Raw genomic sequence first — 26,143 nt, 5'->3', positions numbered from 1 at the left:
GTGGTACTGAGAGGAAAGTGATCCGAGCACATGAGCGGAACCCGGCGCCGACCGCCGCAGCGCACCAGCTCCGGCAGCCGTGCGGCGGGCGCCCGGGGCAGGCGCCGTACCGACGTGCGGAAACGTTGGATCGACTATCCGCGCGCCGGCCGGACCGGCCCGCGCCGCTGGCTGCCGTCGTGGCGCCAGGTGCTCGCGTCCCTCCTGTTCTGCGTCGGCGGAGTGGCCGCGGCCGTCGGGTACGCCTACGCCACGATCACCATCCCCGACCCCAACCCCCAGACGCTGCTGCAGAACAACGTCTACTACTGGTCCGACGGCACCGTGCTGGCGACCGACGGCAGCGTCAACCGGGAGAACGTCACCCTGGCGCAGGTCCCCGCCGACGTGCAGGGGGACTTCATCGCCGCCGAGAACGCCTCCTTCTACACCGACCCGGGCATCGACCCGCAGGGCATCGCGCGCGCCCTCGTGCACATGGCCGAGGGCGGCTCCGTCCAGTCCGGATCGACGATCACCCAGCAGTTCGTCAAGAACACCTACCTCGATCAGTCGCAGACGCTGTCCCGCAAGTTCAAGGAACTGCTGATCTCCGCCAAGATCGGCGCGAGCATGAGCAAGCAGCAGATCCTCCAGGGCTATCTGAACACCTGCTTCTTCGGCCGCCAGGCCAACGGCATCCAGGCCGCCGCCCGGGTGTACTACGGCATCCCGGCCGAGAAGCTCACCGTGAGCCAGGGCGCGTTCCTCGCCGCCGCGGTCAACGAGCCGAGCCTCTTCCAGCACGCCGACGCCGACCCCCGCGCCCGGGCGCAGGCGCAGGCCCGCTGGTCCTGGGTGCTCGACCGGATGGTCACGACCGGCAGGCTGACGCAGCAGCAGCGCGCCCGCATCGCGGCGGCCGGCTTCCCCGCGCCCCGCACGTGGACCCCCGGGTCCGGGCTCACCGGCCAGGCCGGCTATCTGGTCCAGCTGGCCCGGTCGTACGTCCAGGCACACGACCCCGGCGTCACCGACGGCAGCCTGAGCCGCGGCGGCTACCAGATCCACACCACCTTCGACCGCAGGAAGACGGCGGAACTGGCCAGGGCCGTCGCGAAGGTGCGCGCGCAGCGCCTCGACCCCGCCCACCGGGCGGCCGACCGGAACGTCCAGGCCGGCGCCGCCTCGGTGGACCCGCAGACCGGACGGATCCTGGCCGTCTACGGCGGCCCCGGCTACCAGCAGGCCCACTACGCCGACAACGCCGACACCTCCGGCGTCCCGGTGGGATCGACCTTCAAACCGCTCGTCCTCGCCTCCGCGCTCCAGCACGGGGCCGTCCTGAAACCGGCCACGCCCCCTGCGCCGATCACCCCGGCCAGCAAGTTCGACGGCGACGACGGCATCCAGATCAAGGACCAGCAGGGCCACTACGTCACCGACGACAAGGACCCCACCGGCCTCCTCCACCAGCACAACGACACCCCGCACCGCTGGGGGTACATCTCCCTGCGCACGGCGATGGAGCAGTCGGTCAACACGCCGTACGTGCAGCTGGGCGAGGATGTCGGCTACGACGAGGTGGCCCGGACGGCGAAGACCCTGGGCCTGCGCCCGGAGAGCCTCGCCGCGCCCAGCGCCGGCTTCTACATCGGCACCTCCACGCCGAGCGCGATCCGCATGGCGGGCGCCTACGCGACCTTCGCCGCCTCCGGGATGCGGGCCACGCCGTACTCGGTGACGAAGGTGACCCACAACGGTTCCGCACTGCCCGGCTTCACCGCCCCCGCCCCCGTACGGGCCCTCCCGGCGGCGGTCGCCGACAACGTGACCGACGTCCTGCGGGGCGTGATCACGCGGGGCACCGGCACCAGGGCCCAGGCCCTCGGCCGTACGGCGGCGGGCAAGACCGGCACCACCGACGACTACCGCTCGGCCTGGTTCATCGGCTACACCCGCCAACTGGCCACCTCCGTCGTCCTCTTCAAGGAGGACCCGGCCCATCCCCAGCTCCAGTCCCTGGCGGGCGTCGGCGGCCTGCAGAAGGTGTTCGGCGGGGACATCCCGACCGAGATCTGGACCCAGTACATGCACGACGCCCTCTCCGGCCTCCCCGACCTCCCGTTCCCCGCCCCGGCCCCCCTGGGCAAGGGCAGCAACGAACCCGGCGCCCCCTCCCCCAAGCCCACCCACTCCCCGGCCAAGCACACCGGCAGACGGGACAAGCGCACACCCGGCACGGCCACCCCGGGACCGGGCGCCCCGGCACCGGGCCCCAGGTGCCGCCCGCACAGGTGCCATTGATTTCGGCGGCAGGTCAGCTCGGCGGCCCGAGCTCCAGGGCTCGGCGAGGACAGCCGAGGACTTCGGCCCCGGGCCCGTGCCCTGGGTACTGCGTCCAGTCGAACCGGTCGGCCTGCGGAGCCGGTTGCGTGCCCTCCCCCTTGTAGGGCTTGTACCTGTCCCAGTATTCGGCCGGAGCCATCCCGGGCTGCACGGTCCGCACTTTCAAGCTATGAGCAGGCGGAGGCCGAGATCTGCCGCGTCGAGGTCGACGAGGTCGCTGTTGCGCTTGGCCCACCGGCCGGAGTCGAGGTCGTCGCTGAGGCTCTGCACCGCCCGCTGCTCGGCCTCCGGCCCGACCCTCGTCCACACTGACGTCGCACGGCGCACATGATCCTCCAGATACGCCCCCGGCCTACGCCAGTACGCCTCGAACAGGCCGTCAGCGCAGTCCCACGGGATGGGTACCGGCTCCACGCGGGCGCCGATCGAGTCAGCCATCCCAGCAAGCGAGGGAAATTCTGCGAGGACGGCGGCGAACTCGGGCAGGTAGTCGCGGGTAAGCCAGAACCGGTCCTGCCATCCGGGCTCGTCGGTGTCGAACGTGAGCACCACCACGCGGCGGGCCACGCGCCGCATCTCGCGCAGCCCCGCTATCGGGTCCCCCCAGTGGTGCACGGTCGAGACCGCCATCGCGACGTCGAAGGACTGGTCCTCGAACGGCAGGCTCTCCGCGGCGGCGGCCACGCACGGCGCCGATCCGGCAGGCCGCTGACCCCGCATGACCGCCGATGGCTCCACCGCGGTCACGTCGCGATCGGCAGGCTCGTAGGAGCCGGTGCCTGCACCGACGTTCAGCACCGTCTGCGCGTCCCCGAGCGCGTCCCAGATCTGCGCGGCGATTCGCGGCTCGGTACGCCGTGTCGCGGTGTAAGCGCCGCCGATCGCGTCGTACAGCCGTGCACCGAGCACCTCCAGCTGCTCCTCCGGTGTCACCTTCAGCCCCTTCGCCCGTGCCTCAAGTTCCCTGTCGATAGCCGCCACCATGGCGTCAGCGCGATCACGCCGCTCCAGCAGCAGGCCGCGAAGCCGGCGCAGATGCGCGACCGTGTCGGTGGACGGGTCGCCGACCAGTTCCGCAATCTCCCGCAGCCCGAAGCCCAGCCGCCGATAGGCCAGCACCTCCCGCAGCCGCTCCACGTCGTCCGCCGAATAGGCCCGGTACCCGGCCGCGGTCCGCGCCGACGGCCGAACGAGCCCGATCTCGTCATAGTGATGCAGCGTGCGGACGCTCACGCCGGCCAGCTCGGCCACGCGTCCCACGGTCCAGTGATCCTCCACGGCACCGACTCTGCAGCCTGACGCCACGTGAGGGTCAAGAGCCTCACTCACGGCAGCAAGAACCGAAGGTCACTGACATTGATCACGATTGCCCGCCCCAGAATGACCCCCGAAGTCGCTCCGAAACGACTCCCTCGGAAACTGACACAGCCAGGCAGGGTCGGCCGAACTGATGACGACAGCCGCTGCCCGACTACGGGGTGGGCGACACCCCGCATGCCGTCCCACCCCGATGACAGGGCGTGGGAGCGGGCCACAGGGCGAGAGTCTGCTCAGTTCCGTGCAGTGCGGCAGCGAGGACAGCGCTTCCGGCGTTCACCGCGCGCCTCCCGCAATCGGCGCGTGGCAGGCGCAGGGGCAGCGACGCATCAGCAGCAGGCTCAGGCCGCCGGGTAGTGGTACGTCCGCCGACTGGCGGCAGGCGCCGTGGAGGTCCTCGTAGCCGGGTCGGAGGGCGAGCGCGCACTCAGCCGACAGCCACGACGTAGCCGCTTTGCTCCCTGTGCCCTGTGGCCGCTTCACAGTTGCCCCCATCACGCCACCGCCTCGGCGCCGATCACGTGCTGGTCGAGGTCGATGCCGAAGTCGGCTGCCAGGACCAGGGCCAGTCGCCGCCGACTCTGCCTTGCCTGTTCGCGCTCGCTTTCGTGGAGGTACGGGCGGACGACCGCGTTCGCACTGCCGTCGAGCGGCGTGACCAGTCCGTACGGGGAGCGGTGGGCCGGGGGGCATGGGGTAGGGGTACGGGACGGCTCGGGCCTGCGCGCCGGGCCCGGCACGAGGGCGGGCTTGCACTCGGTACGGCGCGTGCCGTACCGGGGACGAACACGCCCAGTACCCACCGCAGTAACGCGTGGATAATGCTCACTGTCATCAACTCCCTTGAAGTTGGTGGCCATGCCCCGGGAGGTCCCACAACCTCGCCGGGGCGCTTGCCTTTCCGCAGCCTGGAGGAGGTGTACTACCGTGTCTCGATCATGAGTATTGACCGGGAAGGGCCAGTCCCGCCGTACCGCCAGATTGCCGAGATTCTGCGCGCCCGCATCGAGAACGGCAGCATCCCGCCCGGCCGCCGCATCCCAAGCCTTGTGGCACTGGAAGCCGAATTCGGCGTAGCGCGCGACACCTTGCGCAAGGCCGTGAAGGTGCTGAAGGACGAGGGCTCGTGGAGACGGTGACGGGCATGGGCGTGTACGTGGTGGACAAGCGCTGACGTCGCGATGCCCCCAGGACGACGGCACCCCAGTGAGACCTGGTCGGAGCCGTCGGGGCTGGCCCAAATCCGCCAATCGCCGACCTGGCCTGTCGGCCCGGCCGTGCGGCCCGCGGCGCACGCACCGTTCAGCCTCGAAGACCCGGAAAAGGGGCACTCCGGTGCGGGAAGGAGAAGGCCACGGCCAGGCGTGACTTCGAGGACGACCCGAACGCCTCCGTCGCCGGCAGCCTGGTGCCGGCGGCGTCCGCCGTCGTCGACGATGCCGGGCGCATCCTGCTTCAGCGTCGGCGCGACAACGACAAGTGGGCGCTTCCTGGTGGTGCGATGCACATCGAGAACGTCGGGACGTACACCAACCCGCATCACGTCTTTGCCTACGACGAGGCTCGGCGGGACCCTTGGACAATGCGATCGTGGCTCCGGACAGAGGGAGCACGGTTGCTCTCGCCACAGGTGATGCCTGTTACAGAGAAGTGCCCGCCGGGGTGTGGAAGCATTCCGTTTCGCCGGCGCGGCGCTCTTGGAGGCATGTCAACGCTGTTGTGGGACAGGGAGTTTGGAGCCCCTGACCGATCTGTGAATCTTGCACCTTTCGAACCCGCCTTCGATTAGATTGGGGGCTCGGGAGACGTAGCAGGCAGCCGAGGCTGAGCGGAACGGGGGGCGTGGTGGGCCGGAAGAAGGACCTGGCGGCCAAGCACGAGGATCTGACCAAACTGGCCGACGACCTCCACACCATGCAGGCGCACCTGACCCGGCAGGTCGAGCGCATGGACGGGCTCGTCGACGAGATCGAGGAGGGCTGGCAGGGGCCCGCGGCGGTCGAGTACCGCAAGCTCCACCGCTCGGTCGCCGAGGACGCCGTCCGGATCCGCGAGGTCATGAAGAACCTCGAGGAGGCCGTGCGGCTGAGCCGGGACGGGTTCACCGAGACGGAGCTCGACGTCCTGGCGCGCATGCGTGCCGTCAAGGTCGACGTCGAGGGCGAGGCGGACAAGCTGTCCACGCCTGCCGAGGCGCCGCCGACGCGCCCGCGCAGCGGCCTCGACCAGCTGTGACACCAGCCGTAGTCAGCGAACGACGTGATCGAGGACGGCGGCGCGGCGATGCCGCCGTCCGGAACGGGGGAATGCAGCATGCAGGGCGGCAGCGGCGAAGACGAGTACATAGCGGTCTCGTTCGGCACGTTGGAACATCTGACCGTCGAGCTCGACGACATCCTCAAGCAGCTCAACGGACAACTGGACGACCTCTACACGCGCCTCGTGCCGGTCGTCGCGTCCTGGCAGGGCGAGGCCCGAGAGGTGTTCCTCCGCGAGCTCGACAAATGGGACACCTCGGCGAGGGACCTGCAGGCGGCCCACAAGTGGCTGCACGAGGTCGTGACCAGTGGCCATCGCGGGTACGCGGCCGCGCACCGCGCGGTGCTGCGGGGATGGGGCGGCGCCTGATGGCCGAGCGGCGGCCCACCGACGAGGAGCGCAGCAAGGAGCGGGCCGAGGCCCGGACCCGCTCGCCCAAGACGAGCGGCGGCGGATTCGACGTACAGCCGCCGCACCTGTACTACACCGCCCTCGTGGTGCGTGACGGGCAGTTCGACTACGACAAGGGCGCCACGGCGCTGGTCGAAGTGCTGAACCAGTACAGCCAGTCGGCGGGCGCCGGCTGGGGCGCGGACGCCTTCGCGGCGGCGTACAAGACCATCAACGAGAAGTTCCTCCAGCTCTGGGCGAAGAGTGTGGTCAGCGTGGGCGGAGTCGCCGTCGGTCTCACGGACACGGCGAACAAGTACCGCCAGGCCGACTGGCAGGCCCGCAGGATGCAGGGCCCCCCGACGCCCCCGAACGCGCCCCCGGTCGTCATCGAGAAGCCGCCCAAGTACGGCCCGGTCAACGACATCAAGTGGTCCGGTACGGGCAAGGACGCGGACTCCTCGGAGATCGCCGGTATCCTCGGCGAGATCCCGGACTTCCTCGCCGATGTGATCCGGCCGGCCATCGAGCACGGCCTCCGGCTCGGCAAGATGCACGAGATCACGCCTGGGTGCCGGGACGAGGAGTTCAAGGACATGGCCACCGCCTGGGGTGCGGCCGCGAAGGCCGCCAAGGGCGCGTCCGACGAATTCAACGGTGCCATCAAGTTCATCAGCAACAACAAGGGCAACGACGAGTGGCAGGGCGCCATGAAGGCCTTCTGCCAGACCATCTGGGGCACCACCGAATGGGGCAGGACCTACGACAAGCAGATGCAGCGCATCTCCATCGGTCGTAGCTGGAAGACGGACCGCAAGGTCGTGCCCGCGAAGCGGCGTCCCATCATCGACATCCTCCAAGAGACGGCGACCGCCGTGCAGAAAGAGCTCGACTCGTTGGCCGGGGTGGCGGTCACGACCAGGGAGACCACCACCCGGCTGGGTAAAGAGGCGGCGAAAGCCACGGCCAAGGACCTGGCCGACGACCTCGACCCGGGCGAACTGACGCGGCTCGCGGCGACCATGGTGTTCGGCGAGATCGTCCTGAAGTTCCGCTCGCACATGGACGAGGGGGCCGCGAACGCGGCGGTCGAGAAGTACCACCAGGCCTTCAGCGACGCCGCCACCAAGCTGGGGGCGCTGGAGGCCGAGCTGGACGAGGCACTGCTCAGTGTGCCCACGTTCGTGGCGGAGGAGGCCCGCGCGGAGGGGTACGGAGCGCGCTCCCTCAACGACTTCAAGAAGGAACACAGCTGGCAGCGGCCGGAGAGTCCGATTCCGTACAAGTACAGCCTCGATCTTGCGACCGAGGAGGAGCTATATGGTGGGCACAGTATCGACAAGCATGTCGGTCTGACGGATATGCAGCTGACGCAGCGGTTGCGGGACCAGGCGAGCGGAATGGGTGTGCCGGACATTCCGGCGGCTTCCAGCTTCACCGATCTGGAATCGGCGCAGAATTACACGCAGTACAATATCCGATGTAATTCGGCAGAGATCGACAAATGGCTTAAAGGGCCTCCGGGTCCGGGTGAAACAGAGGAATTCTCGGTGGGAGCGGTCGACACGGGGAATCACGCGATTCCAGTCGTGACGGGGCGTACGGCGGCAGTGGTGAATAACTGTGTGACGCCGCCGAAGGACGCCCACGGGGTCTCGACAGTACTCAAGTACGAACCGAGCCTGAATCCGCCGTTCGTCGTTTATACGTCCATGCCCAAATGATGAGTGAGGAGATAGCCGTGGGCGAACTCGACGAGCAGACGTGGGCCGATGCGATCGGCATGTACGAGCGTAGGGCGACCATTGCCAAGGTGACGAGCAGGGAGCACGAGAACTGGGTGCTCGACCTGGCCACCCTGATGCGCGGTGACACCCGCGACGCTCGCGGCTGGCGCACGGTGGACCATTGGGAGGGAGAACTCGAAAGGCTCGACGAACCGTCCTATCCCTTCGTCATGCCTCCGGAGGCTGTCGCGACGGCGGACGCCTGGAAGCCCTATCTGTATGAGATCCCGCGTTCTCAAGCCGTACGGTTCCTCGTGGCCCTGTCCACGCCCTGGATCGATGTCACAGAGGAACCGGATTTTGAGGAGCGCAGGGAGGCCCTTGAAGCGAACGCCCGCGTCATTCTGTCGCGCTTCCCTGAAGGCTCGCACTTCTATGCGAACACCGGGCGCGGCAGCGATATCCGCGACTACTACCAGCGGGTTTCTCGTTGGCGCTCCTTTTCCGTGCGCACCTTCGACTTCGGCCTGGTACTCGTGTCGGAGACGGAAGTCGGGATGGTCTGGTCATTCCGCTGATGTGATGCGATCCGCCGCCTGCCCAGATCCTCCGTACTGCATACCAGGGAGAAGCCCCCGTGCGCACCCGCACCGCCACCTACCCCGACCGGGAAACCGCCCAGTGGGCGACCCAGCACGTGGTCACCCGCAACGAACAGGTCATCCACCGCTGGCTGGCCCAGTCCACCCGGCGGCGGCTGACGATCGAGGCGGCCTGGCCGTCCCGGGAGGAGCCCGTCGGCAGGGTACTGCTGCAGGCCATGATGCTGGCTGGGCGCGGAGCCGTCGACGTACGGGCCGCCCGGGTCGTGCTGCGCCGCGAGCCGTCCGCCGCGCACGGGTTCGCCGTGCACGCCAGCTTCCCCGTCTACCTGTGAAGGCAGTGGTCCGACCGTGGCGCTGACCCCCCTTGAACACGACCGCAGATACGGCGAGCTGGACCAGGTCCTGCGCGCCTACATCGGCCAGCCGGCCGACGACACCGAGGAGGAGCCGAGCGCAGCCCTCACCGCGTATCTGCGGCATACCTGGCACACCCGCCCCTGGGCGCTCGCCGCAGCCGAGACGCAGCTGCGGGAGTACGCGCGCACCCCGCCGGGGCGGCTGAGGGTCCGGCTCGGCGAGTTCTACGCCCTGCCGGACGTGGGTCTGGCCGACGCGGAGATCCTGGACTGGCTGACGCTGCTCGCCGACCACATCCGGGGCAGCGTCGAGGAGGGGCAGGTCCCGGCTCCGGCGAAGCCGGACACGCACTGGGAGTGGCATGCCAGGTTCCCCGAGCTCGGGCAGTTCCTCGGCGGCTGGTTCTCCCAGGACATGCCCGACGAGTTCGACGGGCACGACGCGGCGGTGGACGACTACGCCACGACGACCGACCGGCAGCTCGTCGCGCAGCTGGTGGGGGAGATCCGGGAACTGCTGGCCCTCGGGCTCGACGAGAGCGAGTACGCCGTCGGTGCCGCCGAGCTGGGCATGGAGATCGAGGCACCGGGCGAGTATGGCGTGAGCGGCTGGCTCGCGCTGGTGGCGGCACGTCTCACTTAGCGCGCCCCGCTCGCACGAGCAGAGCCCGAGCCGGGGCGGTTCAGACTCCGACGCTGTTGGGAGAGTCCTTCGGCCTGCTGGATCCATCCAGCAGGCCGGAGTGCTGCGAAGGGCGGGAAGGACCCGCAGGCCCTCGGGCGATTCTGGGGCCCAGACTGCCTCCGCCATCCGATCCCGTCGGCGCCGACCTGATCCCCTTGAGCCATGCGGGCCGCCCAGCGGGAGGGGAAGCGCGTCTCCTCCGGCCGGGCGGAGTAACGGTCGAACCACTCGGGCCGCCGGCATCCGAAAGCGTGTGAACGACTGGCGCGACGGCAATATGCCCGCTGCCCGGTAGCCGGACGGCCGCCGCCGAAGGCTGCTTGTGCTGCCTAGGATCTTCGTACGTAGGCGAGACCGCAGGGGCGGAACTGCGAGGCCCGGGAGTAGAACTTGAGGAAGTACATCTGCGGCGCGGCGCTCATGCTCGCGGTGGTGCCGGCGCTGGCCGGGTGCGGCACGTTCGGGAAGGGCGCGCCCACGCCGGTCGCGACAGGCCCGGTGACGATGCCCGATCTGGTCGGGAAGAACGCCGCGAAGGCCGAGGACCAGCTGGAGAGGCTCGGTGTGGCCAAGAGCCGGATCGAGCTGCGGGCGGACGACGGTAACCATGTGGTGGTGCTGGTGGCGTCGAACTGGGACGTGAACACCCAGTCGGTGAAGGCGGGTGCGCGGCTCGGCGTGAAGCAGGTGCTCGTGCTCGGCGTGGGCAAGCCGACGTGGCGCGAGCGTCATCACGGCCACCTGCTCTAGCCGAAGTGGGGCGGCGGCGCACAGCACTTCGCCCCGCCGGACGGCCGGCGGGGCGAAGCGGAGAGTGCGGTTCTTCGTGTGTTACTTGGTGAAGGCGGCCACGCCGTTCGGGGTGCCCAGCCCCGTCGGGCCGTCGTAGCCCTTGCCCGCCTTGCAGAGGTAGTTGCCGCAGGACCCGTTGGAGCCGTCGGTGACGTCGTTCAGCTTGTCCGGGTGGGCGTAGGGGTAGGACGCCGGGACGTCACCGGTGCCCGGGGCGCCCGCGAGGGCGTAGACGCCGGCGATGAACGGTGAGGAGGCACTGGTGCCGCCGTACACGTTCCAGCCGCTGGCCTGGTAGGTGTCGTAGACGGCGAGACCGGTGGCCGGGTCGGCGACGGCGGCGACGTCGGCGACGGAGCGCTTGGCGCAGTCGGTGTCCTTCTGCCAGGACGGCTTGGCGTCGAACTGCGAGCAGCCCGAGCCCGCTCCCTCGCCGCCGGCGGACGTGCCCCACACCGACTCGGACCAGCCGCGGGTGCTGCTGTCCTTCTTGAGCGAGGTGCCGCCGACGGCCGTCACGTACTGCGAGGCGGCCGGGTACTCGGTGCCGTAGCCGCTGTCACCGGAGCTGACGGTGATGGCGACGCCGGGGTGCTTGAAGTACTTGTCGTCCGCCTGGGTGTCGGCGGCCTCCTCTCCGCCGCCGTAGCTGTTGGAGACGTACTTGGCGCCCTGCTTGACGGCCTGGTTCACGGCCGCGCCGAGGTCGTCCATGTTCGCGGACTTGGCCTCGACGAGCAGGATGTGGCACTGCGGGCAGGCCGCGCTGACCATGTCGACGTCGAGGGAGATCTCGCCGGCCCAACCGGCGTCGGGCGCGGGGTAGTTGGTGCCGCCGTCCTGGTCGGTCTTCTTGAAGCAGCCGTTGCTCGTGCTGCACTCCGGCAGGCCGTACTGGGACCGGTAGGCCGCCAGGTCCTTCTCGGCGTTCGGGTCGTCGTTGGCGTCGACGATGGCGACGGTGGCGCCCTTGCCGCCGTCCTTGGGCAGGTTGTAGGCGGCCTGGAGGTCGGCCGGTCCGAAGCCCTTGGGGGTGTCGTGGCGGCCGAGGGACTTCTGCGGCGTGAGGTCGGTGCGGACGACCGCCTGGCAGGCCATGTATCCGGGCTTGGTGGGCTGCGAACACAGCGGGCGGGTGTGCACCGTGGAGGCCGTGGTGGTCGCGGCCGATGCGGTGGTCGTCGTGGCGAAGGCCGACGACTGTGCGGCTACGGCGAGGCCGCCGGTGATCAGAGCCGCTGCGGACAGGAGCGCGGGCGCGCCGCGGCGTATCAGGGTCCTTCTGCGGTGAGAACGCAATGAACTGCCCTCCGTGGGGGGATGGGTGGCTCCACTCCGGCGGCCGGAAGGCCTGTGATGCCATGAGCATGACAAGCGCTTTCCGTTGGGGGGTGGCCGGGCGGAGTCGAGTCGGGCATCCTGCTGATGCTGCCACCCTGGTCAGTGGTGGCTACACATGAGGCTATGGACAATTTGCCGAAGAGAACAGAGCCAGTTGGTAAAAACCTTGGTCTCAACCCTCGGCATCGCCCGGTACGTTGTGCAGCCATGGAGCTTGAAGAGGGAACCATCAACGACCTGATGTCGCTGGGCCTGGCCCGCTACGAGGCGCGGGTCTACCTGACCCTCATCAGGCGTGGTTCTTACACGGCCGCCGAGGTGGCCCGGGAGGCCGACGTGCCGCGCCAGCGCGTGTACGACGTGCTGGACGCCCTCGTACGGCGCCAGCTGGCCACCACCCACCCCGGGCGGGTGGCGACCTACTCCGCCGTCACGCCCGAGCTGGCCCTGGCCCGCCTGATGGCCGCGCAGCGGGAGACCGTCGACCGGCTGGAGCGGGTCTCCCAGGACCTGGCGGGCCTCCTCCAACCCCTGTGGTCCCAGGGCCGGGACCACACCGACCCGCTGGACTACATCGAGATCCTGCGCGATCCCAAGGCGATCTCCGAACGCTTCGCCGACATCCAGCGGCAGGCGCGGCACGAACTGCTCACCTTCTGCAAACCGCCCTTCGTCGCCCCGACCGAGAACGCGGACGGCCTGGCGGTGGTCCACCGGCTGCACCGCTCGGGCGGCACCGTCCGCGCGATCTACCTCGACGACGCCCTGGACGACCCCGAGCAGGTGGACCACGTACGGCGCTTCGCCGCGGCGGGCGAGGAGGCCCGTTTCGCCCCCGAACTGCCCCTGAAACTCGTCATCGCCGACGCCTCCCTCGTCCTGTGCGACATGCCCGACCCGGTGGCCGGCGCCGGCTCCACCACCACGCTCTTCATCGAACACCCGGCCCTGGCGGGCTGCCTGCGGCTGGCTTTCCACACGGTGTGGAAGGACGCCGCGCGGGGACCGGAGCCGGGCCTGACGCCAGGGGAGCCGTACGACACGACCGGGTGAGCCCGGGGGACTCCGGATGGCGCTGCCGATGAGCGCCGTGGTGCATACCGGATTAGCCTCCGAAATGAGCGCTTTATGGATCTTTCGGTGCGCTCCACTCGACCCAAGGAGGACACATGCGCAAGCTCTCCAAGGCCGCTGTCGCGGCCGCGGTTGTCGCTAGCGTGAGCTTCATAGCCACCGGCGCCGCCACCACCGCAGCCACCGCCGCCACCGCCCAAGGTGCGGTCATGCCTCGCGGCGAGTGCATCGACATCCTGGGTGAGGTGGGCATCGCCAACGGCGTGCTCGGCAACTTGCTGAACGGCGAGGGAAATCCGGGCGCGCAGATCACCAAGTGCTAGCCGGTCACCCAGCTCACCGAACGGGGTATCGGCGCCCGGGCCACCGGCCCGCCGCCCGCCTGGCCGCCGGCGGCCAGTTGTCCTCACGTGTGTAGTGGATGCGAAGGCCCCGGACCGTGACCGGTCCGGGGCCTTTGCCAACCCCTCTCACCGCCGTTGCGGGCGTCGGGTGAGCACCTGTGAATCGATGTCTTACGAGCGGGAAACGAGGCGCCGGGCGGGCTCCCTCCAGCCTCGCGGTGCATGAGGGGGAACCGAATCCGCAGACCCGACCACTTCGTCCGCATGCCCGGCTGGGGCTCCATCCGCGGCCGTATGGCGATCGTCCTCGCCGTACCCACCTGTCTGCTCCTCGCCCTCGCCGGGCTGGGCGTCGCCGACCGCGCCCACGACTTCTCCGCCGCGCGGGCCACGGAGTCCCGGGTCGGCGTCCTGCTGCGGGAGCAGGACCTCGTCCGAGAGCTCCAGCGCGAACGGGGTCTCACCAACGGCCTGTTGAGCGGCGCCGAGCAGTACCGGGACGAGGTGCGCGCGCAGCGGGCGCGCACCGACGACGCGCGTACGTCCCTGAGGGTGGCGCTCGCGGCGGAGAGCGACGGTCTGCCCGGGGCCGCGGCCTCCGCCTTACGCCGGGCCCAGCTCCCGCTCGCCGGCCTCGTCGCGACCCGTACCGCCGTCGACACCGGCACGGCCGACCGCACCGCCACCCTGCGCTTCTACACCGGGGCCGTCACCGCGCTGATCGACGCCGAGGGCGCTGGCGCGCCCGACGGCGACCGCCGTATCGCGCAGGGCGTGCAGGTGCTGCAGGCACTGGCGCGTGCCACGGAGGCGGTGGCCCTCGAACGCGGCTCCCTGAACGGCGTGTTCGCGGCCCGGCGGTTCCGTGCCGGGGAGTACCTCGACTTCACCGACATCCGCGCCACCCGGGTCGCCGCCCTCGGCCAGTACCGCCAACTCGCCGACGGCGCCGAGCAGTCGTCCCTCGACCGCGCCTTCGCAACGCCGGCCGCCCGCCGCGTCACCGGGTACGAGGCCAAGGCCGAGGCGGGCGCCGACGGCTCGCACCTCGGCGTCGACCCCACCCGCTGGTGGGCCGACATGACGACGCTCGTCGACGCTCTGCACGGCGTGCGGAAACAGGTCGGTGACGACGTACGGGCACGGGCCGACCAGGTCGGCGGCGCGGCCACCCGGGAACTCGCCGGCTTCCTGGCGCTGGGCGCGCTGATCCTCGCCGTGGCCTGCGCTCGCGGTGTTCTCGGCCCGCTCCATCACCCGTCCCCTGGGCGCCCTGGCCGACGAGGCGGACGCGGTCGCGGGCACCAGGCTGCCGGAGGTGGTCAGGCACATCCAGGAGGCCGACCCCGGCACCCCGCTGCCCGCGGAGCCCGAGGCGGCCGAAGTCCCCGGCACCGCACGGGAGATCACCCGGCTGGTCGCCGCTCTGCGCAATGTCGAGCGCACCGCCGTGGGCCTCGCCGCCGAGCAGGCCGTCCTGCGCCGCAACAGCACCGAGTCGCTGGCCAGTCTCGGCCGCCGCAACCAGGCGCTCCTCGGCCGGCAGCTCGGGCTGATCACCACCCTGGAGAGCCAGGAGCTCGACCCGGACGCCCTCGCCGAACTCTTCGAGCTCGACCATCTGGCGACGCGCATGCGCCGCAACGCCGAGTCCCTGCTCGTCCTGGCCGGCGAGGAGCCCCCGGCCCGCCGCCGGCCCGGCACGGTCACGGTCACCGAGGTGGTGCAGTCGGCCGTCTCCGAGGTGGAGCAGTACCAGCGGGTCGCCGTGACCGACATCGAGCCGTGCCGCGTCCGGGGGCACTGTGTCGCCGAACTCTCCCACCTGCTGGCCGAGTTGGTGGAGAACGCGCTGATGTTCAGTCCGCCGCAGCAGCCCGTCGCGGTGTACGGCTGGCGGGACGGCGGCGAGTACTGCCTCGCGGTGGTCGACCGCGGAATCGGAATGACGGCAGAGCGCATGTCCCAGGCCAACGCCGTGCTGTCCGGCAGGGCCGGGTCCCTGCTCGCCGCGCCCACCCGGTTCCTCGGCCACCACGTCGTCGGCGCCCTCGCCGGCCGCCTCGGGGCCCATGTCGAACTGCGTCCCACGGAGGGCTCGGGCGTCACGGCGTACGTCGCCCTGCCCACCGCCCTCGTCCGGCAGCCGGACGCCTCGACGACCGCGGCGGCCACGTGAGGACCGCTGAGGCATACCGCACCTGGGGCCGGCCCTGATGACGGGCGGCCGCGATCCGCCGTAGTACCCCGGTACCACCTGCCCGGCGGTTTTCGGTCCCCGGTACCACCGGATCCGGCAGATCGCGGACCTAGCGTGGCGGAGGAGGCGTCGGCCGTGCCGGGCGCCGCAGTCCGCGAGAGAGAGAACGCGAATGATCGAGGCCCAGCAGCTCACCAAGAGGTACGGGGAGAAGACAGCCGTCGACGGTCTGGACTTCACCGTGAAGCCGGGTACGGTGACCGGATTCCTCGGCCCCAACGGGGCGGGCAAGTCCACGACGATGCGCATGATCGTCGGACTCGACGCGCCGACGAGCGGCTCCGTCACGGTGAACGGCCACCGCTACGCCCGCCACCAGGCGCCGCTGCAGGAGGTCGGGGCGCTCCTGGAGGCGAAGTCGATCCACCCGGGCCGCTCGGCCTACAACCACCTCCGTGCGCTCGCGCTGACCCACGGCATTCCGCGCCGCCGGGTGGACGAGGTCGTCGAGCTCGCCGGTCTGGGCAGCGTCGCGAAGAAGCGGGCCGGTGCCTTCTCCCTCGGCATGGGGCAGCGGCTCGGCATCGCGGCCGCGCTGCTGGGCGATCCGCAGACGGTGATGCTGGACGAGCCCGTCAACGGGCTGGACCCCGAGGGCGTCCTCTGGATCCGGAACCTGCTCACCTCCCTCGCGGCCGAGGGGCGCACGGTGTTCGTCTCCTCGCACCTGATGAGCGAGGTCGCCCTGGTGGCGGACCACCTGATCATCGTCGGCCGGGGACGGCTGCTGGCCGACACGACCGTACGGGACCTGGTCCGCGAGGCGGGCGGCGACACCGTGAAGGTCGCCACACAGGATCCGGCACGGCTGCGGGACGTGCTGGCCGGGCCCGGTGTGGACATCACCGGCCGCGTCGGCACCGAGGAGCTGCAGGTCACCGGGATGAGCGCCCGTGAGATCGGGCTGAAGGCGGCCGAGCACGGGATCCCGCTGTTCGAGCTGACCACGAAGGCGGTGTCGCTGGAGGAGGCATTCATGGAACTGACCCGGGACGCCGTGGAGTACCACGGCTCCACGACCGGCACCGACACCACCTCCGGGAGCGCGGCATGAGCACCCTCACGGCGACACCCGAGACCCCCGAGGCCGCCACTCAGGCTCCGGCCCGCCCCGCCTACCGGGTGACCGGACGGCGCGTGCTGGCCTCGGAGTGGGCCAAGCTCTGGTCCCTGCGGTCCACCTGGATCACCCTCGGTCTGGGCCTGCTGTTCCTCGTGGCCTTCGGCGTCATCGCCGCGAGCCACTACAAGTCCAACCTCGACTCCGGCCGGCACATGGACCGCGACTTCGCCACCGCGACGGCCGTGAGCCTGTCCCTCTTCGGCACGAACTTCGCCCAGCTCGCCCTCGGCGTGCTCGGCGTGCTGGTCACGGCGGGCGAGTACTCCACCGGCATGATCCGCTCGACCCTCGCGGCCGTACCGCGCCGGCTGCCCGTGCTGTGGTCCAAGGCGGCGGTGTACGGACTGGTGGCCCTGGTGGTCGCGACCGTCGGCGCGTTCGTCGCCTTCCTCGTCGGCAGCCGGATCGTGTCCGGCACGCCCGCCGCCCTGGGCCTCGGCCACGCCGGCGTCGTACGCAGCCTGCTGGGCGCCGGGCTCTACCTCGGCCTGGTCGGCGTGATCGGCACCGCCCTCGGGGCGCTGCTGCGGTCCGTCGCGGGCGGCATCTCGGTGCTGGTCGCGGCCCTCATGCTGGTGCCCGGACTGGTCTCCCTGCTGCCCACCTCGTGGCAGGGCGACATCGACCCCTACCTGCCGAGCCACGCGGGCGAGTCGATCTTCGCGCTGACCCACGACTCCACCACCCTGTCGCCCTCCGCCGGGCTCCTGGTCTTCCTCGGCTGGACGGCACTGGCGCTGGCCGGGGCGGCGTACCGGATGCTGCGCAGCGACGTCTGAGCGACCTCCGGGTGACGGCACCCGCATCATGGACGGGTGAATTCCGTGACCACCGATGATCTCAGCGGGATGGGGCCGCTGGTCGCCCGGCTCGGCCGGGCCGGCCAGCGGCTCCGGCACGCCGACCAGGACCGTCCCTGGGTGCTGGACACCGCGGTGGTGGTGCTGGTCTTCCTGATGTTCTGCCTGCCGGACCTGCTGCACGGGGTCCATGGGGACGGCGACGGCCCGCGCCGCCTGCGTCTCGCGTTCACCAGGCTGCCCACGCTCGGCATGCTGGTCCTGCAGGCCGGGCTGGTGCTGCCGCTGCTGTGGCGGCGGCGGGCGCCCGCCATGGCCTTCGGCGCCGTCACGGCCGTGTTCGTCGTCCAGTGGTCCCTCGGCGCCGTGCTCCGCGCGGACGTCGCCCTGTTCATCGCCCTCTACAGCCTGGCCCTGCACGGGCGGCTACGGCAGCTGCCCTGGGCCTGTGCGGTCATGGCGGGTGCGCTGGGCCTGGTCGCGGCGCGCGTCTCGGCGGCGGTGTCGGTCTGGGACGCGCTCTTCTTCCTGCTCAGCACGGCGACCGCGGCCCTCGCGCTCGGCCTGATGATCCGTATCCGGCGGGCTCAGCTGGCCGGGCTGCGGGACCGCGCGGCCCGCCTGGAGATCGAACGCGACCAGCGGGGCCGGCTCGCCGTCGCGGCCGAGCGGACGCGGGTGGCCCGCGAGATGCACGACATCGTCGGCCACAACCTGTCCGTCATCATCACCCTCGCCGACGCGGGCGCCTACGCCACCGCCGCCGCCCCGGAGCGGGGAAAGGAGGCCCTGCACCTCATCGGCGACACCGGTCGCCAGGCCCTGAGCGAACTGCGGCGGGTGCTCGGCGTGCTGCGTGAGGCGGACGGCCCGCGGGGCGAGCCCGAACTGAGCCCGCAGCCCGGGCTCACGGACATCGACGCGCTGTGCGAGGGGGTGCGCGCGGCCGGCCTGGAGGTCGTCTACCGTACGGCCGGTGACGTCGACGCCCTCGACAGCGGGGTGCAGCTCACGGTCTACCGCATCGTGCAGGAGGCCCTGACGAACACCCTCAAACACGCCGGCGCGGGCGCCCGTGCGAACCTGGCGATCGTCGTGGAGGACGCACGGCTGACCATCACCGTCCAGGACTCCGGGCCACCCGCACCGGAGAAGCGTCCCGGCACGGCGAACGAGGAAGGACACGGTCTGGTGGGCATGCGCGAACGAGCGGCTCTCTACGGCGGACACGTCAGCGCGGGTCCCGCGGGCCCGGGATGGACGGTGCGCGCCGCCCTCGACCTCGCTCCCCGGGGCGGTGCCCGGTGACCACCGTGCTCCTCGTGGACGACCAGCCGCTGCAGCGGTACGGCTTTCGCATGCTTCTGGACTCCGTACCCGAGACGGAGGTGGTCGGGGAGGCCGCACACGGAGCCGAGGCCGTGCGCAAGGCCGCCGAACTGCGCCCGGACGTCGTCCTCATGGACGTACGCATGCCCGGCATGGACGGCATCGAGGCCACGCGCCGTATCGTCGCCGCCGGCGACCGTTCCCGCGTCCTCGTCCTGACCACCTTCGACCTCGACGAGTACGTCCACGCGGCCCTGCGCGCCGGAGCCAGCGGCTTCCTCCTCAAGGACGCCCGCCCCGAGGAACTCCTCGCCGGCATCCGCGCGGTGGCCGTCGGTGACGCGGTGATCGCGCCCGCGCTCACCCGCCGCCTGCTGCACGAGTTCGCCCGTCTCGTGCCGCCCGGCGGCAACGGCTCCGCCGAGGATCCGCGCCTGAGTGCCCTCACCGACCGCGAACGCGAGATCCTCGTCGCCATCGGCAAGGGCTGGACCAACGGTGAGATCGCCACGCGTTTCGTCCTGTCGGAGTCCACGGTGAAGACGCATGTCGGCCGCGTCCTGTCCAAGATCGGCGCCCGGGACCGCATCCAGGCGGTGATCTTCGCCTACGACCACGGCCTGGCCCGGCCTCACTCGGACTGAGCGGCGCGTCCGGTCACGGGCAGGCGCCTCGGCACCCCCTCACCTCTGGGGGCTGCAGTCGTAGAGGGTGAAGGTGCCGCCGGTGCGGCGGCCGTAGGCGGCGGGCCGGATGCGGGTGCAGTGGGCCTTCACCCAGGTGGTGGCGGCAGTGGTGGGGCGCGCGGTGGTGAGCAGCGCGTAGCGCAGCTGGTGGGCGCTGACGAGACTGCCGAGCTGCTGGGCGGTGGGGAAGGGGGTGTTGCCGGTGAAGCCGCCCATGACGAGGATGGGCTCGGACTTCGCGCGCAGCAGGGGCTCGGCGGTGTAGGCGGCCTGCGTGGCGACCAGGTACTTCTCGCCGTGCCGGTGCGTGGTGAGGTAGCCGAGCAGGGCGGTGTCGCGGGCGCTGGGCCGGTCGAGCCCCACCCCCCGCGGAGCGTGTCGGGGATGGTAGGCCTTGCCGACCGGACCGGCCATCGGCGAGGTGGCGGCGCCCGCGTAGAGCGGGTCGAGGCTGGAGGCGGCCCAGCCGGCCGGTACGACCAGCGTGGCCGCGATACCGGCGGCGAGGGCGCCGTGGACCATCCGCGGGGAGGTCCGCGGACCGCGGGTCCACAGGCCCACCGCGCCGCACAGCGCGAGCATCACGGCGACCGGCAGCAACCAGGAGACGAATCGGGTCGGCCAGTCGAGCACCAGCGCCCACGCCGTCGTCAGCACGATCGCCGCGGGCAGCGCCAGGTGCCGCCGGCCGTCCGGCCGGGACCCCGGCGCGGACCCCGACTCGTACTCCGACCGGAAGAGCGCGAGCCCGCCGCCGGTCAGCGCGGCGAGTGCCGGGGCGATGACGGCCGTGTAGTAGGCGTGGTTGCCGTTGGAGCTGCTGAACACCAGGGCGTGCACGGCCAGCCAGCCGCCCCACATCACGAATCCCGTGCGCAGGGGGTCGGTTCGCGGCTGCCCGGCGCGCCAGAGGACGCCCAGGACCGCGGCGAGCACGGCGAGCGGCAGGAACCAGGCGATCTGCGGGCCGACGCTGTGGTTGATCAGCATGTTCCAGCCGGTGTTGCCGGTGGTGCGGCTGGCGGCGGTGCCCGCGACGGCGCCGAACGCGGTGGAGTCGCTGCCGAAGCGGCTCAGTCCGTTGTAGCCGAAGACCAGGGTGAACGGATCGTTGTTGGACGTGCCGTCGAGGTACGGGCGGCTGGCGGCCGGAGTCACCCAGGCGATCAGCACCCAGGAGCAGGAGACCACCAGGGCGACCGCACCGGCCAGCAGGACGCGCAGGGCCCGGTTCAACCGGCTTCCGGGCGCGGCGAGTTGGTAGACCGCGGCGAAGACCGGCAGTACCAGCCACGCCTGCAGCATCTTCGTCTGGAAGGCGAGCCCGACCCAGACCCCGCAGGTGATCAGCGGCAGCAGCCGCTCGGTGCGCACCGCCTTCTGCAGCGCTCCGGCGGCCGCCACCAGCAGCAGAGTGAGCGCGGTGTCCGGGATGGTGGCCCGGGCGAGGACCACGGTGACCGGGGTGAGGGTGAGCGTCAGCGCGGCGACCAGCGCGGCGAAGGGCCCGGCCCAGGCCCGCACGATCCGGTGCAACAGCCATACGGTGAGCACGCCTTCGGCGACCTGCGGAAGGGCGGCCGCCCAGGTGTGCGGGCCGAAGAGCCAGACGCAGACGGCGTCGGGCCAGAAGGCGCCGGGCAGTTTGTCGATGGTGATGGAACCGCTGGCGTCGAGCCCGCCGAAGAAGAAGGCCCGCCAGCTGTCGGCCATCGACCGTATCGCCGCACCGTAGAAGGGGTGGAGCGCGGCGTGCCCGATGCCCCAGGAGTACAGCACCGTGGCGACGGCCAGCACCGCGGCGAGCGCCGGGCGCTCCCAGCGCGGGGCGTCTTCCGGCGGGCCGGAGCGGCGGTTCGCCGCCCGGCGGCCTCGGTGCGCGCCGGTGGGCTGGACGGCGGGGATGGCGGTCATGGCAGTGGTCCTCGGATCAGCAGGTCAGGTGAGGCGGTGGTGCACAGGCGGCGGGATCACCGGGCGGCGGGGGGACAGGCGGTGGGGGCATCGGGCGGCGGGGTCACAGGCGGCGGGCCGCCCGGAAGCCGCGGGCGTAGAAGTCGGTGCCGTCCAGCAGTGAGCGGCCCGACAGGTCGCCCAGGGTGGGGCCGTTGGCGGCGGAGCGGCTGGAGTAGAAGCGGTGCCTGCCCTGGTCGTCGAGGCCCATGTACATGCCGCAGTGGTCGATGAAGTGCGGCCGGTCCTTGATGATGGCGAAGAAGACCAGATCGCCGGGTTGCAGGGCGCCCAGGTCGGTGGGCTGTTCGCCGGTGTCCGGGATCACGATCTGGCCGGGGCCGTAGGCGGCGATGGCGAAGGCGCGGCGCGGCAGGCCGGTGCCCCGGGTGTTGGTGTTGTGCAGGGGGATGCCCATGCGGTAGCCCCACACCAGACGCTGGAAGCCGGAGCAGTCGACGTCGCCGTAGCGGGCCTGCTCCGGCTGCACGCGCGTGCCGTCCGGGAAGGTCCAGTCAATGCCCAGATAGTCGTAGAAGTCGGACTGTTCGTCGTGGTAGGCGAAGTCCAGCGGGTTGTTGACCTTGGCGTTGCGGGGGCCGAAGTGGGCGGTGCCCGCGTAGCGCACGCCGGACGCGTTGTGCTTGTCGGGCGCCCCGGCGCTCGAGTACTCGAAGGCCACCGCGAAGACGTCCGGGCTGGTGTCGCCGAGCGCCTTGCGGAACCAGCCCTTGAACCAGGCGGACTTCTCCATGCCCTGCTGCCACTCGTGCGGCAGCACCCGCACCCAGGCGTCCGTGGTCACCGTGGCCTCGGTGGTCCGCGGCTCGCTGAAGGTGCGGTTGGGCCCGGTGAGTACGGCCGTACGGGCGCCGTCGGTGAACGTGGCGAGCGTGCCGCCGTCGGCGGCACGGACCACGGTGCGGTCGGGGGCGGACAGCCGCTCGAAGGTGTGGGGCCCGCTGGGCCGGGCGCTCGGGCCGGTGTCCGTGCCGTCGGCTGCCGTACCGCCGAGGTCGTCGCCACCGCCGCTGTCGTGCCCGAGCTGGTCCCAGGCGTACCCGCCCGCAACTCCGGCGGCCGCCACGCCCGCGATCGTCCCGAGCACGGCGCGGCGGGTCGGGCGGCTGCCTCTGCCGACGGGTTGGGAGTGCATGGCCGATCCTCCTGGAAGTGCGAGGTGAGAGGGCGGTGGGCAGGTCAGCCGGTGGGCATGACGCCGATCAGCAGACCGGAGATCAGCACCACGTAGGTGGCCAGCGTCACCGCCGTGGTCGAGATGACCGTGGCCGCCAGCGGCTGGCGGACCATCTGGTAGGAGACCAGGCCGGGGACGATGAAGCCAAGAGTCTGCGAGGTGTACAGCAGGGGGAACTCGTGGTTGAGGGCGAGCATCACGGTGGTCTGCATCAGTACCGCACACAGCACCACGGCGGCGAACAGCCGCTTGCCGTAGAGAATCACCGTGCGCTGCAGCAGTTTCGTCCCGAAGTACGTGAGCGCCGCGACGCCGACCATCAGGCCGGCCATCTGCACGTCGGTGACGAGCGTGAGGGCGATCCAGCCCGGGGTGATCATCCCCCCGGGGGAGAGGTTGGTGGTCAGATAACAGACGAGCGAGAAGACCAGCCCGAGGGCGATCCCGAGCGCGGCGGTCTGTGCGGTGAGGTGGGCGGGGATCACGGGTTCCTCGTGGGCTGGTGCGGGTCGTAGGAGTGGTGCGGGTCCGCTGCGGCGCGCTCGCCGTCGGGCCGGCCCTGGCGGGCGGCGAACCGGTGGGCGAGTTCGCGCTGTTCCGGGATGTGGAAGCCGTACGCCGGTGTCTCCAGCGGCGCCACCCAGCTGTACGGCTCCGGCTCGGGCGGCCGGGCCACCGCGATCCGCGGCCGGAACACGGCGATCTGCATGGTCTCCTGGTCCAGGCCGTCGCCGTCGGGTACGGCGTCGAGCGGGTCCTCGGATTCGTCCAGCGGCAGCTCGGCGAGGCATTCCAGGAACAGCTCGCCCTGGCCGTGGATGTTGCCGATCGCCACCAGCGAGGAGGCCGGGCCGAGTTCCGCGAGCATCGCCGCGGTCAGCTCCTCCGGGTCCCGGCGGTCGCCGCCGAGGTCGACCACCCGCCCGGTGAAGCCGGCCGGGATCGCGTCGCGGGCGCTCTTGGTCGGGTGGCCGATCAGGAACACCGTCTCGGCGGCGAGGTCGGAGACGATCGCGCCCATCTGGCCGTTGCGCTCCACCCGGTCCGGGCGGCAGTTGATGACGACGCTCAGCGGCCGTCTGATCGCGCCCAGGTCCTCCAGCTGCTTGACGTTCATCAGCGTCGACTCGGGGTCGTTGGCCGCGAAGACGTTGGCGAACCGCAGCCGCTTGCCCTCGGGGGTGACGTAGCGCTCCACCGACAGCACGCCCGGGTCGGGCGGCGCGTCCCACATGCCCTGCATCGCGGTCTGCCGGTCGATGCCGAGCAGTTCGGCGACGGTGAGCGCGATCGCCACGTTCTCCTTGAAGGTGAACCAGCTGAAGCCGCGCAGCTCCTCGTCCGTGACCGTCTCGGGGTCGGCGTAGACCAGCTTGCAGTTACGGGCGTCGGCCTCCTCCTGGAGGATGTGGAAGCGGTCCTTCTCCGCCGTCACGCACACCCCGCCCACCGGCATCGAGCGGGAGAGGGAGCGGGCGACGTCGTCCAGCGTCGGACCCATCTCCTCCAGGTGGTCCTCGCGGACGTTGCACAGCACGCCGATCGTGGAGCGGATCAGCTTCTCCTGGTTGATCTCCTGCAGCGCGGGCATCACCGCCATGCACTCGATCACCAGCGCGTCCGGCCGGTAGGTCGCCGCGCGCCGCACGATGCCGATCTGCTCGACGATGTTGGACAGCCCGAACTTGCGGTACACCGGCTCCTCGGTGGCGTCCGGGTGGATGAACCGGGCCGCGGTGCCGGTGGTCTTGGCCACCGTGACCAGGCCGCCGCCGCGCAGCGCGCCCGCGCACAGCCGGGTGATCGAACTCTTGCCGCGGATGCCGTTGACCAGCACCCGCGTCGGTATCTGCTCCAGCGAGGCGAAGTGCCGCTGCTGCTCCAGGATTCCGGCGATCCACAGCGCGGCACAGGACAGCAGGACTATGACATAGAGGAAGAGCATGCCGATTCCGTCCTTTACCGCTGGAGGGTGTTCTCGCGCACGGATCCGGAGACCCTGGCGGCGTGGCCGGACCTGGCCGCCCGGTCGCGGTCCGCGAGGGCCTGGCGCATCAGCTCCAGGCCGCGGGTGACGGAGCCGATCTCGTCGTGGTTGACCGGGTGCAGCACGGTGCGGCGGTCTCCGCCGGCGAGCCGCTCGACGAGCACGGCGACCGCGCGCAGCGGCCGGATCACCACGACGTGCAGCCAGCCCAGGCAGGCCGCGCCCAGGCTGAGGCCCAGGATCCCGGCGAGCATGGTGCGCTGCTCGGCCTGCACCGCGGGGATCTGGAGCGCCGCCGCGGGCTCCGCGGTCACCACGTGCCAGCCGAGGCGGGCCGTCGGGCCGCTCTGCGCCAGCGGCGCGGCCGCGTCGACCGACGGGCCGGAGGACGAGGAGAGCACCGCGGAGATCGCGGTGCCGGCGGTACCCGGGGCGCCCTGGGTGCCGCGGGCCAGACGGGTCAGGCCGGAGTCGGGCAGCGACTGGAAGGCGCGGTAGCCCACGCTCGCCGCCAGCACCTTGTTCTCGTCGTTCGTCACCCACACGCTGCCCAGTTTCGGCCTGGCCAGCACGGAGTTGAGCGCCTTCACGTCGATCTCGCCGAACAGGACCACCCCGGCCGCCGGGGCCTTGCCCCTGACGGCGCGGACCTGGGCGTAGGCGGCGATCGCCGGGATCCGGCCCGAGGTGTTGACGGTGGTGATCCCGCCGCCGTCGGGCACATGGACGAGGGTGCGCAGCGGTGTGTCGCCCACCCTCAGCGTGATGCCGCCCGAGCGGTCCAGGAGATACAGCGAGCGGTACTGCTTGTGGTCGGCCAGGGTGCGCCGCAGAACCTCGGTCTGGGCGGCGCGGTTCCGGCCGGGCAGACCCGCCGCCACGTCGCTCAGGTCGGTGTACGACTGGTCGAGGGACTGCCGGATCCGGTTCGCCGCGACCTGGGTGCGCGCCTGCTGGTCGGCGAGGACCGGAACCGGAACCGCGGTCGCGGTGTCCGCCCGGTTCAGCATGAAGATCATCGGCACCGCCCAGCAGGCCACCACCACCACGCCGGCCACGGCCAGCGCCCGGTAGCCCGGTCCGCGCCGGGCCGGGAACTCCTGCGGGCCGCTCTCGCCGAGCAGTTGCAGGCGCAGTGACTCCAGTGCCCGCCCGATCCGGGCCAGTTCCCCGAAGCCGTGCACCGGTACCGGCCGGAAGAGCTCCTCCAGCGCGCCCGGCCCGTCCTCGGTCGCGCCCCGGGCCAGGCGGCCGGCGGACAGGTACAGCCGTAGCAGCGGACGCTGCACGAAGAAGTGCAGCACCAGCCCGAGCAGCAGCGCGAGCCCGGCCAGCGCCCCCGCGGCCTCGAGCGCGAAGCGCGAGTAGTCGGCGGCGGCGGTCGTGGTGGGCACGGCGCGCGAGGTGAGCACCACCAGACCGAGGCTGTCGGTGTCGCCCGGACCGGTCGCCGAGGCGACCTGGGCCCAGCCGGCCACCGTGCGCCGGGAGCCCGTGGCGGCGCCCAGCATGCTTCCCGAGGCGTCGGTGTCACGCCCCGACCCGTTCGCGGCGCGGGCCGCCGCCGCGGGCAGACCGCTGTCGGCGGC

The 26,143-nt window shown here is 71.3% G+C and carries 24 protein-coding genes and 2 pseudogenes; 18 read left to right on the top strand and 8 right to left on the bottom strand.

Annotated elements, in window-relative coordinates; translation table 11 throughout:
- The first annotated feature begins 30 nt into the window (after positions 1-30).
- Positions 31-2,286, top strand: a complete 2,256-nt coding sequence (locus tag ABT288_RS28135; protein WP_351613258.1) for a transglycosylase domain-containing protein — start codon at positions 31-33, stop codon at positions 2,284-2,286.
- Positions 2,287-2,490: 204 nt separating this feature from the next.
- Here ABT288_RS28135 and ABT288_RS28125 read toward each other — a convergent pair whose 3' ends face one another.
- Together ABT288_RS28125 and ABT288_RS28120 are read right to left on the bottom strand one after the other, a co-directional pair.
- Positions 2,491-3,588 (bottom strand): MerR family transcriptional regulator, encoded by a 1,098-nt coding sequence (locus tag ABT288_RS28125; protein WP_351613336.1) that lies wholly within the window; start codon positions 3,586-3,588, stop codon positions 2,491-2,493.
- 551 nt (positions 3,589-4,139) lie between these two features.
- On the bottom strand, positions 4,140-4,448 hold the full coding sequence (locus ABT288_RS28120; protein WP_351613255.1) for a hypothetical protein: 309 nt from the start codon (positions 4,446-4,448) through the stop codon (positions 4,140-4,142).
- Between the two features lie 114 nt (positions 4,449-4,562).
- On the opposite strand from ABT288_RS28120, the gene ABT288_RS28115 reads away from it, so the two are divergent.
- The 9 genes and pseudogenes from ABT288_RS28115 to ABT288_RS28075 all read left to right on the top strand — a co-directional run bounded on the left by ABT288_RS28115 (position 4,563) and on the right by ABT288_RS28075 (position 10,417).
- Entirely contained in the window at positions 4,563-4,784 is a 222-nt protein-coding gene (locus ABT288_RS28115) for a GntR family transcriptional regulator (RefSeq protein WP_351613252.1), read from the top strand.
- A 266-nt stretch (positions 4,785-5,050) separates the two neighbouring features.
- Positions 5,051-5,206 (top strand): annotated as a pseudogene (locus ABT288_RS28110) (NUDIX hydrolase); the annotation flags it as partial.
- Positions 5,207-5,487: 281 nt separating this feature from the next.
- Positions 5,488-5,880: a WXG100 family type VII secretion target gene (locus ABT288_RS28105; protein ID WP_351613250.1), complete on the top strand. Its 393-nt coding sequence runs from the start codon at positions 5,488-5,490 to the stop codon at positions 5,878-5,880.
- Between the two features lie 78 nt (positions 5,881-5,958).
- Positions 5,959-6,273, top strand: coding sequence for a WXG100 family type VII secretion target (locus tag ABT288_RS28100; RefSeq protein ID WP_351613333.1), 315 nt, complete (start codon positions 5,959-5,961; stop codon positions 6,271-6,273).
- Positions 6,274-6,398: 125 nt separating this feature from the next.
- A complete protein-coding gene (locus tag ABT288_RS28095) occupies positions 6,399-8,018 on the top strand; it encodes an RNase A-like domain-containing protein (RefSeq protein ID WP_351613247.1) in 1,620 nt (539 codons plus the stop codon).
- A gap of 17 nt (positions 8,019-8,035) precedes the next feature.
- Positions 8,036-8,599, top strand: a complete 564-nt coding sequence (locus tag ABT288_RS28090; protein ID WP_351613246.1) for a hypothetical protein — start codon at positions 8,036-8,038, stop codon at positions 8,597-8,599.
- A gap of 59 nt (positions 8,600-8,658) precedes the next feature.
- Positions 8,659-8,958 carry an RNase A-like domain-containing protein gene (locus tag ABT288_RS28085; RefSeq protein ID WP_351613244.1) on the top strand — a complete coding sequence of 100 codons (300 nt, stop codon included), beginning with the start codon at positions 8,659-8,661 and terminating at the stop codon, positions 8,956-8,958.
- Positions 8,959-8,974: 16 nt separating this feature from the next.
- Positions 8,975-9,625: a contact-dependent growth inhibition system immunity protein gene (locus tag ABT288_RS28080; RefSeq protein WP_351613241.1), complete on the top strand. Its 651-nt coding sequence runs from the start codon at positions 8,975-8,977 to the stop codon at positions 9,623-9,625.
- A gap of 432 nt (positions 9,626-10,057) precedes the next feature.
- Positions 10,058-10,417, top strand: a complete 360-nt coding sequence (locus ABT288_RS28075; RefSeq protein WP_351613239.1) for a PASTA domain-containing protein — start codon at positions 10,058-10,060, stop codon at positions 10,415-10,417.
- 81 nt (positions 10,418-10,498) lie between these two features.
- On the opposite strand, the gene ABT288_RS28070 is transcribed toward ABT288_RS28075, so the two are convergent.
- Positions 10,499-11,758 carry a S53 family peptidase gene (locus ABT288_RS28070; RefSeq protein ID WP_351613237.1) on the bottom strand — a complete coding sequence of 420 codons (1,260 nt, stop codon included), beginning with the start codon at positions 11,756-11,758 and terminating at the stop codon, positions 10,499-10,501.
- 249 nt (positions 11,759-12,007) lie between these two features.
- Here ABT288_RS28070 and ABT288_RS28065 point away from each other — a divergent pair, with 249 nt between their 5' ends.
- The 8 genes and pseudogenes from ABT288_RS28065 (at position 12,008) to ABT288_RS28030 (ending at position 19,374) form a co-directional block, all read left to right on the top strand.
- Complete coding sequence (locus ABT288_RS28065; RefSeq protein ID WP_351613234.1) at positions 12,008-12,853, top strand: TrmB family transcriptional regulator; 846 nt, start codon at positions 12,008-12,010, stop codon at positions 12,851-12,853.
- 116 nt (positions 12,854-12,969) lie between these two features.
- Positions 12,970-13,197: a hypothetical protein gene (locus ABT288_RS28060; RefSeq protein ID WP_351613231.1), complete on the top strand. Its 228-nt coding sequence runs from the start codon at positions 12,970-12,972 to the stop codon at positions 13,195-13,197.
- A 243-nt stretch (positions 13,198-13,440) separates the two neighbouring features.
- Positions 13,441-14,295, top strand: a pseudogene (locus ABT288_RS28055) (nitrate- and nitrite sensing domain-containing protein); the annotation flags it as partial.
- Between the two features lie 157 nt (positions 14,296-14,452).
- Positions 14,453-15,397, top strand: a complete 945-nt coding sequence (locus ABT288_RS28050) for a sensor histidine kinase (protein ID WP_351613228.1) — start codon at positions 14,453-14,455, stop codon at positions 15,395-15,397.
- Positions 15,398-15,590: 193 nt separating this feature from the next.
- On the top strand, positions 15,591-16,532 hold the full coding sequence (locus ABT288_RS28045) for an ABC transporter ATP-binding protein (protein WP_351613225.1): 942 nt from the start codon (positions 15,591-15,593) through the stop codon (positions 16,530-16,532).
- On the top strand, positions 16,529-17,380 hold the full coding sequence (locus ABT288_RS28040) for an ABC-2 transporter permease (protein ID WP_351613223.1): 852 nt from the start codon (positions 16,529-16,531) through the stop codon (positions 17,378-17,380). The genes ABT288_RS28045 and ABT288_RS28040 overlap by 4 nt, the downstream gene beginning before the upstream one ends.
- A 45-nt stretch (positions 17,381-17,425) precedes the next feature.
- Positions 17,426-18,709, top strand: coding sequence for a sensor histidine kinase (locus ABT288_RS28035; RefSeq protein ID WP_351613220.1), 1,284 nt, complete (start codon positions 17,426-17,428; stop codon positions 18,707-18,709).
- A complete protein-coding gene (locus tag ABT288_RS28030; protein ID WP_351613217.1) occupies positions 18,706-19,374 on the top strand; it encodes a response regulator in 669 nt (222 codons plus the stop codon). Before ABT288_RS28035 ends, ABT288_RS28030 begins: the two co-directional genes overlap by 4 nt.
- Positions 19,375-19,413: 39 nt before the next feature.
- Here the strand turns inward: ABT288_RS28030 and ABT288_RS28025 are convergent, their stop codons facing one another.
- The 5 genes from ABT288_RS28025 to ABT288_RS28005 form a co-directional block, all read right to left on the bottom strand.
- On the bottom strand, positions 19,414-21,330 hold the full coding sequence (locus ABT288_RS28025; RefSeq protein WP_351613214.1) for an ArnT family glycosyltransferase: 1,917 nt from the start codon (positions 21,328-21,330) through the stop codon (positions 19,414-19,416).
- A 103-nt stretch (positions 21,331-21,433) separates the two neighbouring features.
- Positions 21,434-22,525, bottom strand: coding sequence for an NlpC/P60 family protein (locus ABT288_RS28020; RefSeq protein WP_351613211.1), 1,092 nt, complete (start codon positions 22,523-22,525; stop codon positions 21,434-21,436).
- Positions 22,526-22,569: 44 nt separating this feature from the next.
- On the bottom strand, positions 22,570-23,052 hold the full coding sequence (locus ABT288_RS28015) for a poly-gamma-glutamate biosynthesis protein PgsC/CapC (protein ID WP_351613208.1): 483 nt from the start codon (positions 23,050-23,052) through the stop codon (positions 22,570-22,572).
- On the bottom strand, positions 23,049-24,512 hold the full coding sequence (gene pgsB / locus ABT288_RS28010) for a poly-gamma-glutamate synthase PgsB (protein ID WP_351613205.1): 1,464 nt from the start codon (positions 24,510-24,512) through the stop codon (positions 23,049-23,051). Before pgsB ends, ABT288_RS28015 begins: the two co-directional genes overlap by 4 nt.
- Before the next feature lie 14 nt (positions 24,513-24,526).
- On the bottom strand, positions 24,527-26,143 hold a 1,617-nt coding region (locus tag ABT288_RS28005), incomplete at its 5' end, for a HAMP domain-containing protein (RefSeq protein WP_351613202.1).

The organism is Streptomyces sp. NPDC001093, from assembly GCF_040298985.1.
Classification (GTDB): Bacteria; Actinomycetota; Actinomycetes; order Streptomycetales; family Streptomycetaceae; genus Streptomyces.
This window is presented reverse-complemented; position numbering and strand designations above follow the sequence as displayed.

What these genes read in the sequence shown, in the direction of transcription:
- ABT288_RS28045 (WP_351613225.1), top strand. Translation starts at nt 15,591, where the DNA reads ATGATCGAGGCCCAGCAGCTCACCAAGAGGTACGGGGAGAAGACAGCC.
- ABT288_RS28100 (WP_351613333.1), top strand. Translation starts at nt 5,959, where the DNA reads ATGCAGGGCGGCAGCGGCGAAGACGAGTACATAGCGGTCTCGTTCGGC.
- ABT288_RS28135 (WP_351613258.1), top strand. Translation starts at nt 31, where the DNA reads ATGAGCGGAACCCGGCGCCGACCGCCGCAGCGCACCAGCTCCGGCAGC.
- ABT288_RS28065 (WP_351613234.1), top strand. Translation starts at nt 12,008, where the DNA reads ATGGAGCTTGAAGAGGGAACCATCAACGACCTGATGTCGCTGGGCCTG.
- pgsB (WP_351613205.1), bottom strand. Translation starts at nt 24,512, where the DNA reads ATGCTCTTCCTCTATGTCATAGTCCTGCTGTCCTGTGCCGCGCTGTGG.
- ABT288_RS28040 (WP_351613223.1), top strand. Translation starts at nt 16,529, where the DNA reads ATGAGCACCCTCACGGCGACACCCGAGACCCCCGAGGCCGCCACTCAG.
- ABT288_RS28020 (WP_351613211.1), bottom strand. Translation starts at nt 22,525, where the DNA reads ATGCACTCCCAACCCGTCGGCAGAGGCAGCCGCCCGACCCGCCGCGCC.
- ABT288_RS28060 (WP_351613231.1), top strand. Translation starts at nt 12,970, where the DNA reads ATGCGCAAGCTCTCCAAGGCCGCTGTCGCGGCCGCGGTTGTCGCTAGC.
- ABT288_RS28025 (WP_351613214.1), bottom strand. Translation starts at nt 21,330, where the DNA reads ATGACCGCCATCCCCGCCGTCCAGCCCACCGGCGCGCACCGAGGCCGC.